The organism is Niabella hirudinis (assembly GCF_051201075.1).
GTDB classification, from domain to species: domain Bacteria; phylum Bacteroidota; class Bacteroidia; order Chitinophagales; family Chitinophagaceae; genus Niabella; species Niabella hirudinis.
Genome location: NZ_JBPEHJ010000001.1, coordinates 1 through 14,826, shown reverse-complemented (window position 1 = coordinate 14,826; position 14,826 = coordinate 1). Strand labels below are relative to the sequence as shown.

Here is a 14,826-nt window from a genome sequence, read left to right as displayed (position 1 = left end):
TATTAAACAATAAATGATCAGCATCAAACTGACCATGCAGCCTGTCGCTTGCCCATCCTGATGACCGGCCCGTTCTCAATATGATAACGCTCGATTTTATAATAGGAAAAAACGCCGGATCGATATAAAAGAATAAAAGTACTTAAATGCTTTTATTTGAGTTTTAGTATTATCTTTGTTCCGGATTAGGAATCTTTTAAAATTTATACGCATGGAAACAGCAACCATCATTAATGTTCAGGAGCTCGAACCCCGGTTGAGGCATCAAACGATATTTGATGTGTTCAATACTTTAAGGGAGGGGGAACATTTGATCATTCATAACAATCACGATCCGATGCCGGTTTATTATCAACTGATGAACATGCGCGGAAATATTTTTTCCTGGGAGTATTTGCAAAAGGGGCCGGAGTGGTGGGATATTAAGGTGACCCGGCAGGTGCCCATTATCCCAACAGAAAGTGAAGATGACATCATCCTGAATATCCCAGCTGTTGAACCCCAGCAAAAACATGCGCTGATCTTTAAAGTGTTTGAAACGCTGAGCCCCGGGGAGGCGTTTATCATACATAACAACCATGATCCCAAACCTGTTTATTATCAGCTGCAGGCAATGCATGGCGACATCTTTACCTGGGAATATCTGCAGCAGGGCCCGCAGTGGTGGAACATCCGGGTCAGTAAAAGAGATGCGGAGATCAAGGAACCAACCGGTAACATTTAGTTGAATGACTATGTTGATCAATGAACGAACAAAAATCGCGGCACTGCTGAAACAGCATCCTGATGCATTGGAAACCATTGTGAGGCTCAGTCCTGATTTTAAAAAACTGAGAAACCCCGTTTTAAGGGCATTAATGGCGGGAAGAACAACAATCGCCATGGCCTCAAAAATCGGGGGTTGCAAGCCCGAAGATTTTTTCAGGGCCCTGGCGCCCCTTGGTTTTGAAACGGACCATTCGCTACAGGCATCTCCGGATGATCCGGCACCGGAAAACAAACCCCGGCCGGAATACCTGCAGCATCTGCAACCCGGTCAGCAGATCAGTTTTGATGTAAGGGCCATGCTGGCTGAGGGAAATGACCCGCTGAAAGCCATACAGCAAAAGGTGAAATCATTAAACCCCGGAGAGGTTTTGGTGATTACCAACAATTTTGAACCCGTTCCGCTGATAAAATTATTAGAAAAACAAGGCTTTCAGACTTATGTGCATTACATCAATGCAGATACGATCGAAACCTATTTTTACAAAACAGTTACAGGGGAGGCTCCGGCACAGGAGGCCAGTGCGGGGGTGGAAGCGCCTGCTACAGCGGGAGATTGGGAGATCCTGCTGAAGCAATATGAAGATAAGCTGGTGACGATAGATGTCCGTCATTTGGAAATGCCTGCGCCAATGATGACGATTCTGGAAAACCTGGAAATCCTGCCCGAAGGGAAGGCCCTGTATGTTCATCACAAAAGAATCCCGGTATTCCTCCTTACGGAATTGAAGGAAAGAGCGTTCGATTACCGGATAAAAGAGATTCAGGAGGGTGAGGTATACCTGTTAATATTTAAAAGTAAATAGATTGGCTATGGTAACTCCAACAGTTGGCGGATTGCAGAAGACAACCAATTATAAAGTGGTGCTGCCATTTTATATCTATGCTTCCCTGGGGTTTCTCTTTGGTACGATCCTGCTGTTATGCAGCACGGATGCTATTGAAGCACACTATTTCAACCCGCATATACTGGCTATTACGCATACTATGGCATTGGCATGGGGCACGATGATTATCCTGGGAGCAAGCCATCAGCTGCTGCCGGTGCTGGTGGAGGGTGAGCTGGCCAGTGACCGGTTGGCTTACCTGACCTTTGGCTTTACGGCAGCAGGTATTCCTCTTTTGATCTATGGTTTCTACCTGTTTAATACAGGCTGGCCCCTGCAAACGGGTGCTGTACTTATTAATATTGGTTTGATCTGTTACCTGGCCAATGTCCTGACCAGTTCCTTTAAAAGCAGCCGGCGAAATGTGCATGCCTGGTACGTGATTGCCGCTACTTTATGGTTATTGGCAACCACAATTTTTGGATTGTTGCTCGTGCTGAATTTCAGCATACCCATCTTCCCCCGCAATTCGGTGGATTATTTATCGATCCATGCGCATCTGGGAATTGTTGGCTGGTTTGTAATGATGGTGATGGGTGTGGGGGCAAGACTGATCCCCATGTTCCTGATTTCCAAATATACCAATGATAGGGTGTTGTGGTTGATTTTTGTATTGCTGAATGGTGCGCTGATCAGCTTTTCAATATTGTATCTTGCGGGCCTTTCAGCATTATGGTATTATATCCCGGTTGGTATCGGATTGACCGCTGTTGTATTCTTTGGCAGGCATTGCTATAAGGCTTATAAGGTCAGGCTCAGGAAGAGCGTAGACCAGCAAATGCAAACCTCACTGATTTCTGTAGCCCAAATGCTGCTGCCGTTCGTAGCGCTGATCATCGCCCTGGCTCTTTTGCCCCAGGGGAAATTTCCGGGGATGGCGATGATCTATGGTTTCTGTATTTTCTTTGGCTGGATCACGGCTATCATCCTGGGCATGACTTTTAAGACCATGCCTTTTATCGTCTGGAACAAGGTTTACCACAGCAAAGCTCATAAAGGACGGACGCCAGCTCCTAAAGACCTTTTCAATGATTCCGTTTACAAGATCATGTTATATAGTTATCTTGGAGGGTTTATGGTCTTTATCCCGGGCATGGTTTTTCTTAGCCAGATTGCCTTAAAAGCAGGCGCCCTGCTTTTGCTGATTGCCGCCCTGTTATATGTTTATAATGTACTGATCACCACCGGTCATAAATCAAAACAGATATGAACATTCACACAAATAATGATGAAAAATGTACGTATGCATTACAGGATCTGTACAATGTATATGATCCTGAGATCGGGTTGAATATTGTGGATCTGGGACTTGTTTACCAATTGTATTTTGATGAAGCAGGCAAAGGCCTGACATGCCTCATGACCCTGACCACCCAGTTTTGCCCCATGGGAGATGCAATTACAGCAGATACGCGCAGCTCACTGAACCGGGCATTTCCGGATTGGGAAATAACCCTCAATCTGACATTTGATCCACCCTGGAATTGGAACATGATTTCTCCTGAAGGAAGGGAGTTTTTAGGAAGGTAAACTTATTAAACTAAAAGAATCAATATGCTGAGCTTAACTTGCAAAACGGCGATCAAAGCGGTCATCTATCTATCGGGCAAAAGCGAAGAAGACGAAAAAGCCAATATCAGAGAAATATCCGATCATATTAATGCCAGTGAACACACTGTTGGAAAAATATTGCAGCTGCTGGCCCGGAATAAAATAATCAATAGCCTCAAGGGGCCCGGCGGAGGGTTTTATTTGAATGAAGCGCAACAGGAACAGCCCGTTATTCATATTGTGGAAGCAATAGAGGGCGCCGGGATCTTTAAGGAATGCGGGCTGGGACTGAGCAAATGCTCGGCATCCCATCCCTGTCCGATCCACAACGAATATAAGATCGCAAGGGAGCTGATGGAAAAGATCTTCCGGGAAAGAAAGGTCCGGCTTCTTTGTCATGCGGTCTCCAACGGGTTGGCCCACCTGATTGGTTAGGCCCGGATTACAGCATATTATATAATAAATTTTATAAAATGACAATAGAGAAAAACGCGGACGGAGACATGGATGTAAGGGTCTTGGTCCCGATCAAAAGACACGAATTATTGATCCGGCTGTTCAAGGAGCTGCCGGTGGATGATAGCTTTATTTTTATAAACGACCATGACCCGTTGCCGTTATTTTACGAGCTCCGTTCCATATACGGGGATGTGGTAGGTTGGGATTACCTAAACCGCGGCGGAAGGGAATGGAAAGTGAAGGTAACCCGCCTGGAAGCGTCCGGCAGCGTGGAATTTGAGGGTATTTCGACCCTGCTTGATTTAAGAAAAGCCGACAGGAAGGAGTGGAAGCAAATTGTTTTTCACCGGTATGGGATGATGGAACAAAACACGACTATGGAACTGATCGCCAGCGAAGATCCGGTTGAAGTGCATCATATTTTCATTCAAAAGTTTGAAGGCCGGCACAAATGGATCTATAAAAAGAAAGAAGAGGGCGTGTTTGTGGTTCATATCACCAAACAGGATGATAGCGGGTTGGGGGATGAGGGCTTTTCGGTAGTGAATGAATTTGATCTGCGGCCGTTTCCCCCGGCAGAAAGACATGAGTTGTTTTATAAGGCCTTTGCGGACATCCGGCCGGGCGAAGCTTTTGAATTCATCAATGATCATGATCCCAAACCCCTGTATTATCAGATGGAGGCTGAAAGTAAAGAGCCGTTCCGGTGGGAATATCTTGAGAAAGGTCCTGAGACCTGGAAAGTGCGGGTGGTAAAAGTAAGAAACTGAAATATGAAGCAGCAGGCACCGCTCTACGATTTTTTTACAGCAGACCACAGACGTATTGAAAAGATCTTTTCCGAGGCGATAAAGGATACAAACAATGTTGACCTGGAAAAGTATCATGAGTTCAGAGTGGGCTTACTGACCCATATAAAGATGGAGGAAAAGATCCTTTTTGCAGCTGCCCAGCAAGCAAACGGCGGAGCGCCGCTTCCCCTGCAGGCAAAACTACGATTGGATCATGGCGCCCTTACATCCTTACTGGTTTGTTTTCCCGCCCCGCAGGTGATCGAAATGATCCGTCATATTATGGAACAGCATGATATACTGGAAGAGGAGCAGGGCGGTATGTATGAGGCCTGCGAAAAACTGACCCGGCAGGAGCGGGAACAGATCCTGGAAGACCTGAAGCGCGTTACCCCGGTTCCGGTTCATCCATTCAATAAAGCCTCCTATGTGCTGGAGGTGGCCAAACGTTCTGCAAAGAGGGCCGGATTTGATTTCGATGTTTTTTAGCGGCATTTTTTCCATCGGCCTGATAAACGCCGGCTACCAACAAAGAAGCGCCCGTCAATATTTTGCGGGTGGTTTGTAGATATGTATTTTTATCCGGCATTAAAAAAAAGTTGAATCATGAAAAAGATCTTATTATCTGTGCTGCTTGCCGCGGCTCTTTTGCCCGCCCGTGCCCAAACCGAAAAGGGACGGTTTGCCATTTCCGGAAACACCAACCTGAGTTTCCTGGCCGTCAACACCAAAACGCTTACGGATAGTGTAAAAACCGGTGAAGTGAAGGCGAGGAGCTTTAACGCAAACCCTTCAGTTGCCTATTTTGTTGCCAACGATCTGGCCATTGGTGTCAGCGGCAGCTTTCAGTATGATCGTACATTAACACCCGCGGGCACTACCCCCGGTTATTTACATTCCTGGTCTGCAGGTGTGCTGCCTGCAGTTACCTATTTCATCCCGGTTTCCGGCCTGGTTAAGCCCACATTGGGTATTGGCGCGGGATATCTGTGGGTGTTTGACGGGGATGCGGACCTGCAGGGGCTTACCCTGAATGGAAAAGCCGGGGTATCCTTTTTTGTGAATAAGAACGTATCACTGGACCTGGGTTTGCAATATGCAAATAACCGGTTAAAGGATAATCGGAGACAGCAGGTAAGGTATCATGAAAACGGCGTTGGTGCGCTGTTTGGCGCCAGCATTTTCTTCTGATAAAACCAGCGCTTACCAGAGGTGCGTTTCGGGTTTCAGGTTTAAGTCTGACGTTTGATGTTTGTGATTTGTGGTTGGGTCCTGTTTCCACACCTGGTGTCCAATTTTCAAAAGGGGTTTCAATTGGTTTAATGTGGTTGAGGACGGCCGGAAAGGCTGAAACTTTAAACGTGATACATGCGTTCGGCATTCAAGGTTTCCCGATCTGACCTGGAACATTGAACATTAAACCTGGAACTTCTCTCTTGGGCTATAGCACCGCCAGGCTATCCATCTTGTCCTGGTCGATCTGTTTTACCATCGCCTCCAGGGAATCGAATTTAACTTCTTCCCGGAGGAATTGTTTTACATATACCCGCAGGGATTGCCCGTAAATAGTGGCATCAAAATCAAAGATATTGACCTCTACGGTTCGCCTGGTGCCATTTACGGTAGGGCGCAATCCAATACTCATCATCCCCTTAAAACGCCGGGTATTGTCTGCAAGGGCGGCATACACCGCATAAATACCATTGCCCGGGATGATCTTTTCTTCATCCATGATTTTTAGGTTGGCGGTAGGATAACCCAGCTCGCGACCCAGCTTATCGCCATGGACCACTTCGCCTTCAAAAAAGAAATCGTAGCCCAGCAGGTGGTTGGTAGTTGTTGTATCGCCCTTCAGGATGGCTTCGCGGATCTTGGTGGAGCTGATGGAAATATTATCAAGAATATGTTTGGGTATTTCCTGCAGCGCATATTGGTATTTTTGCTGAAGCTGTTCCAGCAGTTTATAGTCGCCCATGCGATCGCGCCCAAACCGGTGGTCATAACCGATGATGATCGTATGCGGTTTGAATTTTTCAATAAGGAAATTGCACAAATAATCTTCGGGCAGCTGGTTGGCAAACACCTCGGTAAAGGGGATAATGACCAGGTGGTCCACATCAAGCGCCTCCAGCAGCTCAATGCGCTCATCAAGAGTATTGATCAGCCGGAGCCCGAGAATGGAAGAGTTGACCACCTTGCGGGGGTGGGGATGAAAAGTGATGATCACCGATTCGCCGTTTACCTCGCGGGCCCTGGCGGTCAGCTGCCGGATCACTTTCCGGTGGCCTTCATGTACGCCGTCAAAGGTTCCAATGGTGATAACGGCATTCTTAAACCCGGGCAATGCCTCAATATTCCTGTGAATTTGCATAAAGTACAAATTTAGCGGTCAAAGCCCAAAGTTCAAACCTCAAATAGCAAATCCTGTCTTATCTTAGCGGCCTTAACAAAATAAGAGCAACTGATGTCGTTATATTCCAAAAGAGGTGTTTCTGCGCAAAAAGAAGAAGTACATGCCGCCACCCAAAAACTGGATAAAGGCCTTTACGAAAAAGCATTTTGTAAAATTTATCCCGATGTACTGGTTGGGGATGCGGCCTGGGCAAACGTAATGCATGCCGATGGAGCCGGTACCAAGAGCATACTGGCCTACCTGTACTGGAAGGAAACGGGCGATGCCAGTGTTTGGCGCGGTATTGCCCAGGATGCCATCGTGATGAACCTGGACGATCTCTTGTGCGTGGGAATCTATGACCAGCTGGCTTTTTCCTCTACCATCGATCGCAATAAAACCGTTATCCCGGCGGAAGTTTTATCGGAAGTCATTAACGGAAGCCAGGCTTTTTTTGATACCATGCGGGGGTTTGGGATTAATATTACCTACATGGGAGGCGAGACGGCCGATGTGGGCGATGTGGTGCGCACCATTGCCGTAAACGGTACCATGACAGCGCGCTGGCCCCGTAAAAAACTGGTTACCAACGAAAAAATAAAACCAGGAAATGTGATCGTGGGATTGGCTTCTTTTGGTAAAACAAACTATGAGCAGGAATATAACAGCGGGCTGGCCAGCAATGGGCTTACCAGTGCCCGCCATGATGTATTGAAGAAGGAATACGGGAAAAAATATCCCGAAACCTTTGAGCCGGGCCTGGCGGATGAAGTGGTATACATTGGCCCCCATGGAATGACTGATACCATTGAGGTGGATGGAGCCGTAACAACGATCGGGAAACTGCTGCTGAGCCCTACCCGTACCTTTGCACCGGTGCTGAAAGTATTGCTGGAGGAGCATTTTGAGGCTATTAACGGGTTGATCCATTGCAGCGGCGGTGGCCAAACCAAGTGTATGAAATATGTGCCCGATGATGTAAAGATTGTAAAGGACAACCTGTTTACGCCTCCCGTAATTTTTGATATCATTCAAAAAGCCAGCGGTGCCGACGCCCGGGAAATGTACCAGGTATTTAATATGGGAACCCGGCTGGAGATCTATACCAGCGAAAAAGATGCAGACGCTATTATTGGCGTGGCCACAGCGCTGGGTGTGGATGCCCGGGTGATCGGAAGGGTGGAAGCCAATGATAAACAAGCGCTGGAGATCCATACCGGCGAAGAAACCATCCTGTTTTAATCAAATAAATCATTGGGGCCACAAAGACCCGAAGAAACACGAAGAGGTTGAAAGGGACACTGCGCCGTTGCGCCTCCGCGCGAAATAAACTACAACGGGCGGCAAAACTCAACCGCAAAGCGCGCCATGAACCGCAAAGGTTTAAAATCTTAGCGAACCTTGCGGTTAAGCGCCTCCGGCTGAAATAAATCATTAAGGCCACAAAGACCCGGAGGCTCAAAGAAACACGAAGGGGTTGAAAGGAACACTGCGTCTCTGCTCCGTTGCGTCTCCGCGCGAAATAAACTACAACGGGCTATAGCATTAAAAGCATTTGTGTTTCTGCGTTTCAGTGGCAAACGGTATCCGGTTATGATGCCAAAGCTGCTGCAATACGGTTGTAAAGTTCCTCATCACTCACCGGCTCGGGTTTAAAGGGAGCGCCAATCACTTTTTCGTACAGCTCAATGTACCGGTCAGAAATGGTGCCGATCCATTCATCGCTCATTTCCGGAACGGTTTGGCCCTCTTTGCCCATAAAATCGTTGGCGATCAGCCATTCCCTCACAAATTCCTTACTAAGCTGCTGCTGTCTTTCACCGGCCGCAAGCCGTTCTTTAAAACCATCAGCATAAAAATAGCGGGAACTGTCGGGGGTATGAATCTCATCCATGAGGATGATAGCCCCGTCTTTTTTCCCAAATTCATACTTGGTGTCTACCAGGATAAGACCCTGGCGGGCCGCCAGTTCCTGGCCGCGTGCAAAAAGCGCCAGGGCCAGTCGTTCCAGTTCGCTCCACTCTGTTTCGGTGGCCAGTTCCTGGGCAATGATTGCTTCCTTGCTTATATCTTCATCATGCCCTTCATCGGCCTTGGTGCTGGGGGTGATGATGGGCGTGGGAAAGGCCTCGTTCTCCTGCATGCCTTCCGGCAAAGCTACGCCGCACAACTCCCGTTTTCCGGATGCGTACGTGCGCCAGGCATGACCGGTTAAATGACCCCGTACCACCATTTCAATTTTAAAAGGGATGCATTTAACGCCTATTGATGCATTGGGAGCGGGTACCTGCTGCAGCCAGTTATTACAGATGTCGCGCGTTGCATTCAGCATAAATGCTGCAATCTGGTTCAGCACCTGCCCTTTATAGGGGATGGGGCGGGGGAGGATTACATCAAAAGCAGAAATACGATCCGAGGCAATCATGACCAGCCGGTCATCATCAATGGTATATACATCTCTTACTTTACCCTTATAAAAAGCGGTTTGACCGGGAAAACTAAAGTTTGACATGCTGCGAAAATACTTCGCCTTTGGTTATGAACAACCAGCTGGTGAGAAAAAATTCCAGGCAGCCCCGTGGCTGCGGAAATTAAATTTTTATTTTCAACTAACAAGTGTTATTTTAGAGTTGGAATTTCTAAAACCTCGAATTTTATGCGACTTACGAATTACCTGTTCACTACGGTGTCCCTGCTTTTCCTGTGCGCAGCGGGGAGTTTTGCCCAAACAGCACCAATAGTGTCCGGCACCATTAAAAACAGCGAGACCGGTGAAGCCGTAAATGCTGCTTCGGTGCTTGTATCCGGCACCTCCACCGGTACCTATTCCAAACCCAATGGCTTTTTTGAACTAAAGGTTGCCGGCTATCCGGTTACGCTGGTTATTTCTTCCGTTGGCTACACAACACAGGAAGTTACCGTTACTGTAGCGGGCCCGGTGGCCATTTCTCTGGCGCCCGGAAACGACCTGGGGCAGGAGGTGGCGGTGGCGGCGAGCCGGGTGGCAGAGCGTATGCTGGAATCGCCGGTTACCATCGACCGGGTCAACAGTGCGGCCATTAAGAGCATGGCTGCCCCCAATTTTTACGATGCCTTATCAGGCATAAAAGGCGTTGATCTGACCACTTCGAGTCTGACATTTAAAACCGTAAGTACAAGAGGGTTTAACGGTAGCGGAAACCTGCGGTTTAACCAGCTGGTTGATGGTATGGACAACCAGGCCCCCGCGTTGAACTTTTCCGTGGGCAATGTGGTGGGGATGACGGAGATGGATGTGGATAACCTCGAATTGCTGTCGGGAGCCTCTTCGGCATTATATGGCTCGGGCGGTATGAACGGCACCTTGCTAATGACGAGTAAAAGCCCGTTCAAATACCAGGGGCTCAGCGTAAACATCAAACAGGGGGTTATGCACGTGGCTGATCCCCAAAGCAAGGCCCGGCCGTTTTACGACTGGTCGCTCCGGTGGGGACAACAGCTTGGGCAAAAGTTTGCCTATAAATTATCGGCCTCGTATATGAAAGCACAGGACTGGATAGCGAATGATACCCGCGATCTGAACCGGAATAACGTGATCAGCTCTTTAAAACCCAACGGCACACGACTCAATGATCCTAATTATGACGGGGTAAACGTTTTTGGCGATGAAGCCAGCGCCAGCATGGCAGGTATAGCGCAAGCCGCAATCTTTGGGCCGGCTAACTCCACACTGGAAGCCGTTCAGACGGCATTGGCAGCTCAATATGGCCGCCCGCCCACCCAGGCAGAAATCCTTTCTTACTATGCCGGCAACCAGGCTGCCGGCCCCCTCTATATTTTTGCAAACGGTCTTACACAAGGATACTATGGCGGGCAGCTGGTGAGCCGCACGGGTTATGATGAAAAAGATCTCGTAAACTATGGCGCATATAGTTTTAAAACATCGGGCGGACTGTATTATAAGATAACCGATAATATTGAAGCCTCCCTGCTGGGGTATTGGGGGCTTGGTACCACGGTATATACCGGGGCCGATCGTTATTCCCTGCTAAATTTTAAGATAGGGCAGTATAAGGCAGAAATAAAAGGGAAAAACTGGTTCCTGAAGGCGTACACCACCCAGGAAAATTCCGGTGACTCATATACGGCAACAACGGCAGCCCTGTATCTGAACCGCCAATGGCGCTCCGATGCCGATTGGTTTGGATTGTATTCCGGAACCTATTCCGCCGCACGGCTGCAGGGCGCTTCGGAGGAGGCGGCCCACGCTGCGGCAAGAACAGCTGCGGATGCCGGCAGGTACCTGCCCGGCACACCGGCCTATGACAGCGCGCTGGTAAGGGCAAAAAACACCAGCATTAAAGATGGCGGCGCCCGGTTTGCCGATAAATCGGACCTGTTTTATTATGAAGGCCAGCTGAACCTTTCGGACCAGGTAAAATTTGTAGAAACCATACTGGGCGCTTCCTACCGGGTATATTCGCTCAATTCTGCCGGAACCATTTTTGCGGATACAACCGGCCGTATAAAAATAAACGAATATGGCGGCTATGTACAGTTACAAAAGCGTTTATTCAACGAAGTGCTCAAACTTACAGGTTCGGTACGCTTTGATAAACGGGATGGTTATAAGGAGCGGTTTACGCCCAGGGCCAGTGCGGTAATACGGGTAGCAAGGGATAATAATATCCGTCTTTCTTTCCAAACGGCCTACCGGTTTCCTTCAACCCAGGATCAGTGGATTAACCTGAACACGCCCGGCAGCCGGCTTATTGGCGGCGATCCGGGCTTTGTAAATTATTTCCATTTTGATACCAACCCGGTTTATACCTCGGAAAGCGTGGCTGCGTACCGCAGCTCTATAGCGGCAGGAACGCCCAACCCGGCTTTGTTAAAAACAGCACAGTTTACCTCCGTTAAACCTGAACGGATGAGCTCTTTTGAGCTGGGATACCGGGGATTGCTGACCAAAGAGTTATTGATTGATGTGTACGGATACCGGAGCGCGTTTAAGGACTTTATTGCCCGGGTGGCTGTAGCAAGAGGAAGCAGCGGCGATCCGGCCAGGGCGGCTGTGGATCTGGCCAGTCCCTTTACTTCTACTAATTATTCTTTTGTAACCAATACGGATGTGGCCGTAACTTCCTATGGCTGGGGGTTAGGACTGGAGTATCGTTTTAGGGGCGGATATGTATTTGGCGGAAATCTTTCGAGCGACCTGTTAGAGGATGTGCCCGCAGGGTTTATCTCTTTCTTCAATACGCCCAAATACCGGTTTAATATAAGTCTGGCTAATGAAAATGTGGTAAAGAATACAGGATTTAACCTGGTGTACCGCTGGCAGGACAAGGTTAATTGGGAAGGCACTTTCGGGTCGGGGCCCGTACCGGCATACGGCACGCTGGATGGGCAGGTTTCCTATAAAATGAGCCGGATCAACACAAGTATCAAGCTGGGGGCATCCAATTTGCTGAACAAATACTACTCCAGTGCTTTTGGAAACCCGATGGTAGGCGGGTTGTATTATATCAGCCTGGGGTATAATCTTTAATGCAAAAAGCTGCCCGGGAACCGGACAGCTTTTTACGATCTTGGCGGGTGGGGTAATAATTAACCAAAGATCCCTTTTCTAAGGTTACGGATCCCTTCACCAATTTTGAAACCGTTGTGATATACTTCAATTTTATAATCACCATGTGTGAACCCATCGGGGTTACGGATCGGAAACGCTACTCCTTTGCGTGTTCCCTGCTCATACTCTACAGGTACTTTTGCAGTAAAATTTCGGTCGCCGTCCTGGCGGGTAGTCATAGAGCCGGAAGATAGCTGTACGTTTTGCACAACTGTTCCTTTGGGGTCTGTAACCACTACATAAAGATCAGCGGGGCCGGAAGTGGTAATCCTGTTTTCTACATTAAATGCAACCTTTAACATATCCACCTTACGGGCAAAGCTGGTTTGTTTTTCCTTGCCATTCCGTTTTTCTTTCAGCGGGGTTATAGACATGCCGGAAGCTGATAACGTGCTGCCCACATCTACAGTGCTGGCCAGTTCGTCATTTTCTTTACTCCTTGTGTCAAGGTTTTGACTCAGGATGTCTTTCTCCGCCGTCAGGTGTGTGTTCTTTGCGGTCAACTCCATGTTTTCGCCTTTCAGTTGCGATACCTGCGCTTCCAGGCGGCCAATCTGGCCATTTAATTCGCCAATTAAATGACGGGCTCTCTGAAGATCTGCAGCCGTTGCCTTTTTATCATTAAGGATGCGGGTGATCTCCGATTTACGACCGTCAATTTCTTTTTGAAGGGCCGTCTTCTCACCTTGTAAACTATTGTTTGCCCCGGTAATGGAATCCAGGCGCATTTCTGCAAGATTAAACATCTGCCGCAGAGAATCCGATTCTGACATTGCAGTGGCTACCTCCGTGTTGGTCGGCTGGGTGGTACCAGAGCCGCCGGGAGCATTCTTGCTCCATAAAATATAGCCCCAGGTTCCCAGCAATGCTGCAACCAATAATCCGATTAAAACATTCCTGCCGGTGTTATTGCTGTTAGGAGCGCCGGAGGAAGAACCTGTTGTTTGAGAAGAAGCTGAAGGGTAATTCGTATTTGCCATAATCATCTAAATTTTACATAGTTTTTATAGTGTATGAATAAGATAACCAAATATATATGAAAGAAATAAATATATATCAGGTGTCAATTATGATTGTAAACACAAATTATGCCAAACGACTTTTTTGCTAAAACATATACGCATTTATATAATATTTACGAATTGTTAAAAAACTTATCTTGCGCATTATGAGCGTGGAAAAAATCCTCGGAGATTGGAAGAAAAAGAGTTACAAACCAATTTATTGGCTGGAGGGAGAGGAAGACTATTATATAGATCAGCTGGTGGATTATGCCGAAACTAATATACTTACCGAAAGCGAGGCTTCTTTTAACCTGACTATTTTTTATGGAAAGGATGCTGCCTGGGCAGATATTATAAACGCCTGCAGGAAATATCCCATGTTCTCAGACCGGCAGGTGGTGATCCTTAAAGAAGCCCAGCAACTAAAAGAGATGGAAAAGCTGGAAGCCTATTTTAACCAGCCGCTGAGCTCTACTGTTTTTATTGTTGCCTACAAAGAAAAAAAGCTGGATTCCCGCACAAAGTTTGCAAAGCTGGTAAAAGAACGATCGGAGTTTTTTAGTACAAAGAAGCTTTATGACAATGCCTTACCGGAATGGGTAACTACCTATGTTGCCAAACTGGGATACACCATTTCGCCAAAAGCAACCATGTTGCTGGTAGATCATATCGGGAATGACCTGGCGCGTATTGGCAATGAAATCCAGAAGATCCTGATCAATCTGAAAGGCCGGACCGCCATTACCGAGGAGGATGTCGAAAATTTCGTGGGAATCAGCAAAGACTTTAACATCTTTGAACTGCAGACTGCAGTGGCAACAAAAGACCTGGCCAAAGCGATACGGGTGATCCGGTATTTTGGCGATAACCCCAAAGCGGCGCCCATCCAGTTGGTGCTGCCCTCTCTTTATGCTTTCTTCAGCAAGGTCTTTATGATCTTTGGGGCATCGGGTCCGGAAGATGCCATTGCAAAACAGATTGGGGTTAACAGTTTCTTTTTTAAAAGCTATTCCCAGGCATCCCGCATGTATGGATACGAGGGCGTTGAAAAGGTATTGCTGCTATTACACCAGTACAACCTCAAAAGCATTGGAGTTAATGCCGCAAGGGCAACGGATGAAGCCCTGTTAAAGGAAATGGTTGTGAAGATGATGATGTAGGCCTCCCTTCGGGAATGTAAAATATTGAATGCAAAATATTAAATGTAGAAGGCAGGAAAAGCGAAGCCCATCAAGCCCAAAAGCGGATCTAACCTGAAACTTGAAACCACAGGTGTCCGGGGAAAAAAGTAAGTGTAAATAAAAGAAGGAGGCTTTTGGGCCTCCTTTTAAGTAGATTTAGGTTACCACACACAAAATCTACGTAT

General features: G+C 47.5%; 14 protein-coding genes. 11 read left to right on the top strand and 3 right to left on the bottom strand.

Going from position 1 to position 14,826, the window contains the following annotated elements:
- The first annotated feature begins 211 nt into the window (after nucleotides 1-211).
- The 8 genes from GGU45_RS00070 (at nucleotide 212) to GGU45_RS00035 (ending at nucleotide 5,644) form a co-directional block, all read left to right on the top strand.
- On the top strand, nucleotides 212-724 hold the full coding sequence (locus tag GGU45_RS00070) for a DUF2249 domain-containing protein (RefSeq protein WP_435220858.1): 513 nt from the start codon (nucleotides 212-214) through the stop codon (nucleotides 722-724).
- A gap of 4 nt (nucleotides 725-728) precedes the next feature.
- On the top strand, nucleotides 729-1,571 hold the full coding sequence (locus tag GGU45_RS00065; protein WP_435220856.1) for a DUF2249 domain-containing protein: 843 nt from the start codon (nucleotides 729-731) through the stop codon (nucleotides 1,569-1,571).
- A gap of 7 nt (nucleotides 1,572-1,578) precedes the next feature.
- Complete coding sequence (locus GGU45_RS00060; RefSeq protein WP_435220854.1) at nucleotides 1,579-2,862, top strand: cytochrome C oxidase subunit I; 1,284 nt, start codon at nucleotides 1,579-1,581, stop codon at nucleotides 2,860-2,862.
- Nucleotides 2,859-3,182, top strand: a complete 324-nt coding sequence (locus tag GGU45_RS00055) for a metal-sulfur cluster assembly factor (protein WP_435220852.1) — start codon at nucleotides 2,859-2,861, stop codon at nucleotides 3,180-3,182. Before GGU45_RS00060 ends, GGU45_RS00055 begins: the two co-directional genes overlap by 4 nt.
- 24 nt (nucleotides 3,183-3,206) lie before the next feature.
- Nucleotides 3,207-3,638 (top strand): RrF2 family transcriptional regulator, encoded by a 432-nt coding sequence (locus GGU45_RS00050; RefSeq protein ID WP_435220851.1) that lies wholly within the window; start codon nucleotides 3,207-3,209, stop codon nucleotides 3,636-3,638.
- A 38-nt stretch (nucleotides 3,639-3,676) separates the two neighbouring features.
- Nucleotides 3,677-4,432, top strand: a complete 756-nt coding sequence (locus GGU45_RS00045; RefSeq protein ID WP_435220849.1) for a DUF2249 domain-containing protein — start codon at nucleotides 3,677-3,679, stop codon at nucleotides 4,430-4,432.
- Between the two features lie 3 nt (nucleotides 4,433-4,435).
- Nucleotides 4,436-4,942 (top strand): hypothetical protein, encoded by a 507-nt coding sequence (locus GGU45_RS00040; RefSeq protein WP_435220847.1) that lies wholly within the window; start codon nucleotides 4,436-4,438, stop codon nucleotides 4,940-4,942.
- A gap of 117 nt (nucleotides 4,943-5,059) precedes the next feature.
- Nucleotides 5,060-5,644 carry an outer membrane beta-barrel protein gene (locus tag GGU45_RS00035; protein ID WP_435220846.1) on the top strand — a complete coding sequence of 195 codons (585 nt, stop codon included), beginning with the start codon at nucleotides 5,060-5,062 and terminating at the stop codon, nucleotides 5,642-5,644.
- A gap of 250 nt (nucleotides 5,645-5,894) precedes the next feature.
- Here GGU45_RS00035 and GGU45_RS00030 read toward each other — a convergent pair whose 3' ends face one another.
- Nucleotides 5,895-6,824: a bifunctional riboflavin kinase/FAD synthetase gene (locus GGU45_RS00030; RefSeq protein ID WP_435220844.1), complete on the bottom strand. Its 930-nt coding sequence runs from the start codon at nucleotides 6,822-6,824 to the stop codon at nucleotides 5,895-5,897.
- A 93-nt stretch (nucleotides 6,825-6,917) separates the two neighbouring features.
- Here GGU45_RS00030 and GGU45_RS00025 point away from each other — a divergent pair, with 93 nt between their 5' ends.
- Nucleotides 6,918-8,087: an AIR synthase related protein gene (locus GGU45_RS00025; protein WP_435220842.1), complete on the top strand. Its 1,170-nt coding sequence runs from the start codon at nucleotides 6,918-6,920 to the stop codon at nucleotides 8,085-8,087.
- Nucleotides 8,088-8,436: 349 nt separating this feature from the next.
- Here the strand turns inward: GGU45_RS00025 and GGU45_RS00020 are convergent, their stop codons facing one another.
- The gene (locus GGU45_RS00020) at nucleotides 8,437-9,357 is read right to left on the bottom strand and encodes a phosphoribosylaminoimidazolesuccinocarboxamide synthase (protein WP_435220840.1); all 921 of its coding nucleotides are present in this window, start codon (nucleotides 9,355-9,357) and stop codon (nucleotides 8,437-8,439) included.
- A 144-nt stretch (nucleotides 9,358-9,501) separates the two neighbouring features.
- On the opposite strand from GGU45_RS00020, the gene GGU45_RS00015 reads away from it, so the two are divergent.
- Entirely contained in the window at nucleotides 9,502-12,375 is a 2,874-nt protein-coding gene (locus GGU45_RS00015) for a TonB-dependent receptor domain-containing protein (RefSeq protein WP_435220838.1), read from the top strand.
- 59 nt (nucleotides 12,376-12,434) lie between these two features.
- Here the strand turns inward: GGU45_RS00015 and GGU45_RS00010 are convergent, their stop codons facing one another.
- Nucleotides 12,435-13,436: a DUF8428 domain-containing protein gene (locus tag GGU45_RS00010; RefSeq protein ID WP_435220836.1), complete on the bottom strand. Its 1,002-nt coding sequence runs from the start codon at nucleotides 13,434-13,436 to the stop codon at nucleotides 12,435-12,437.
- A gap of 188 nt (nucleotides 13,437-13,624) precedes the next feature.
- Here GGU45_RS00010 and holA point away from each other — a divergent pair, with 188 nt between their 5' ends.
- A complete protein-coding gene (holA, locus tag GGU45_RS00005) occupies nucleotides 13,625-14,620 on the top strand; it encodes a DNA polymerase III subunit delta (RefSeq protein WP_435220835.1) in 996 nt (331 codons plus the stop codon).
- Nucleotides 14,621-14,826: the final 206 nt, after the last annotated feature.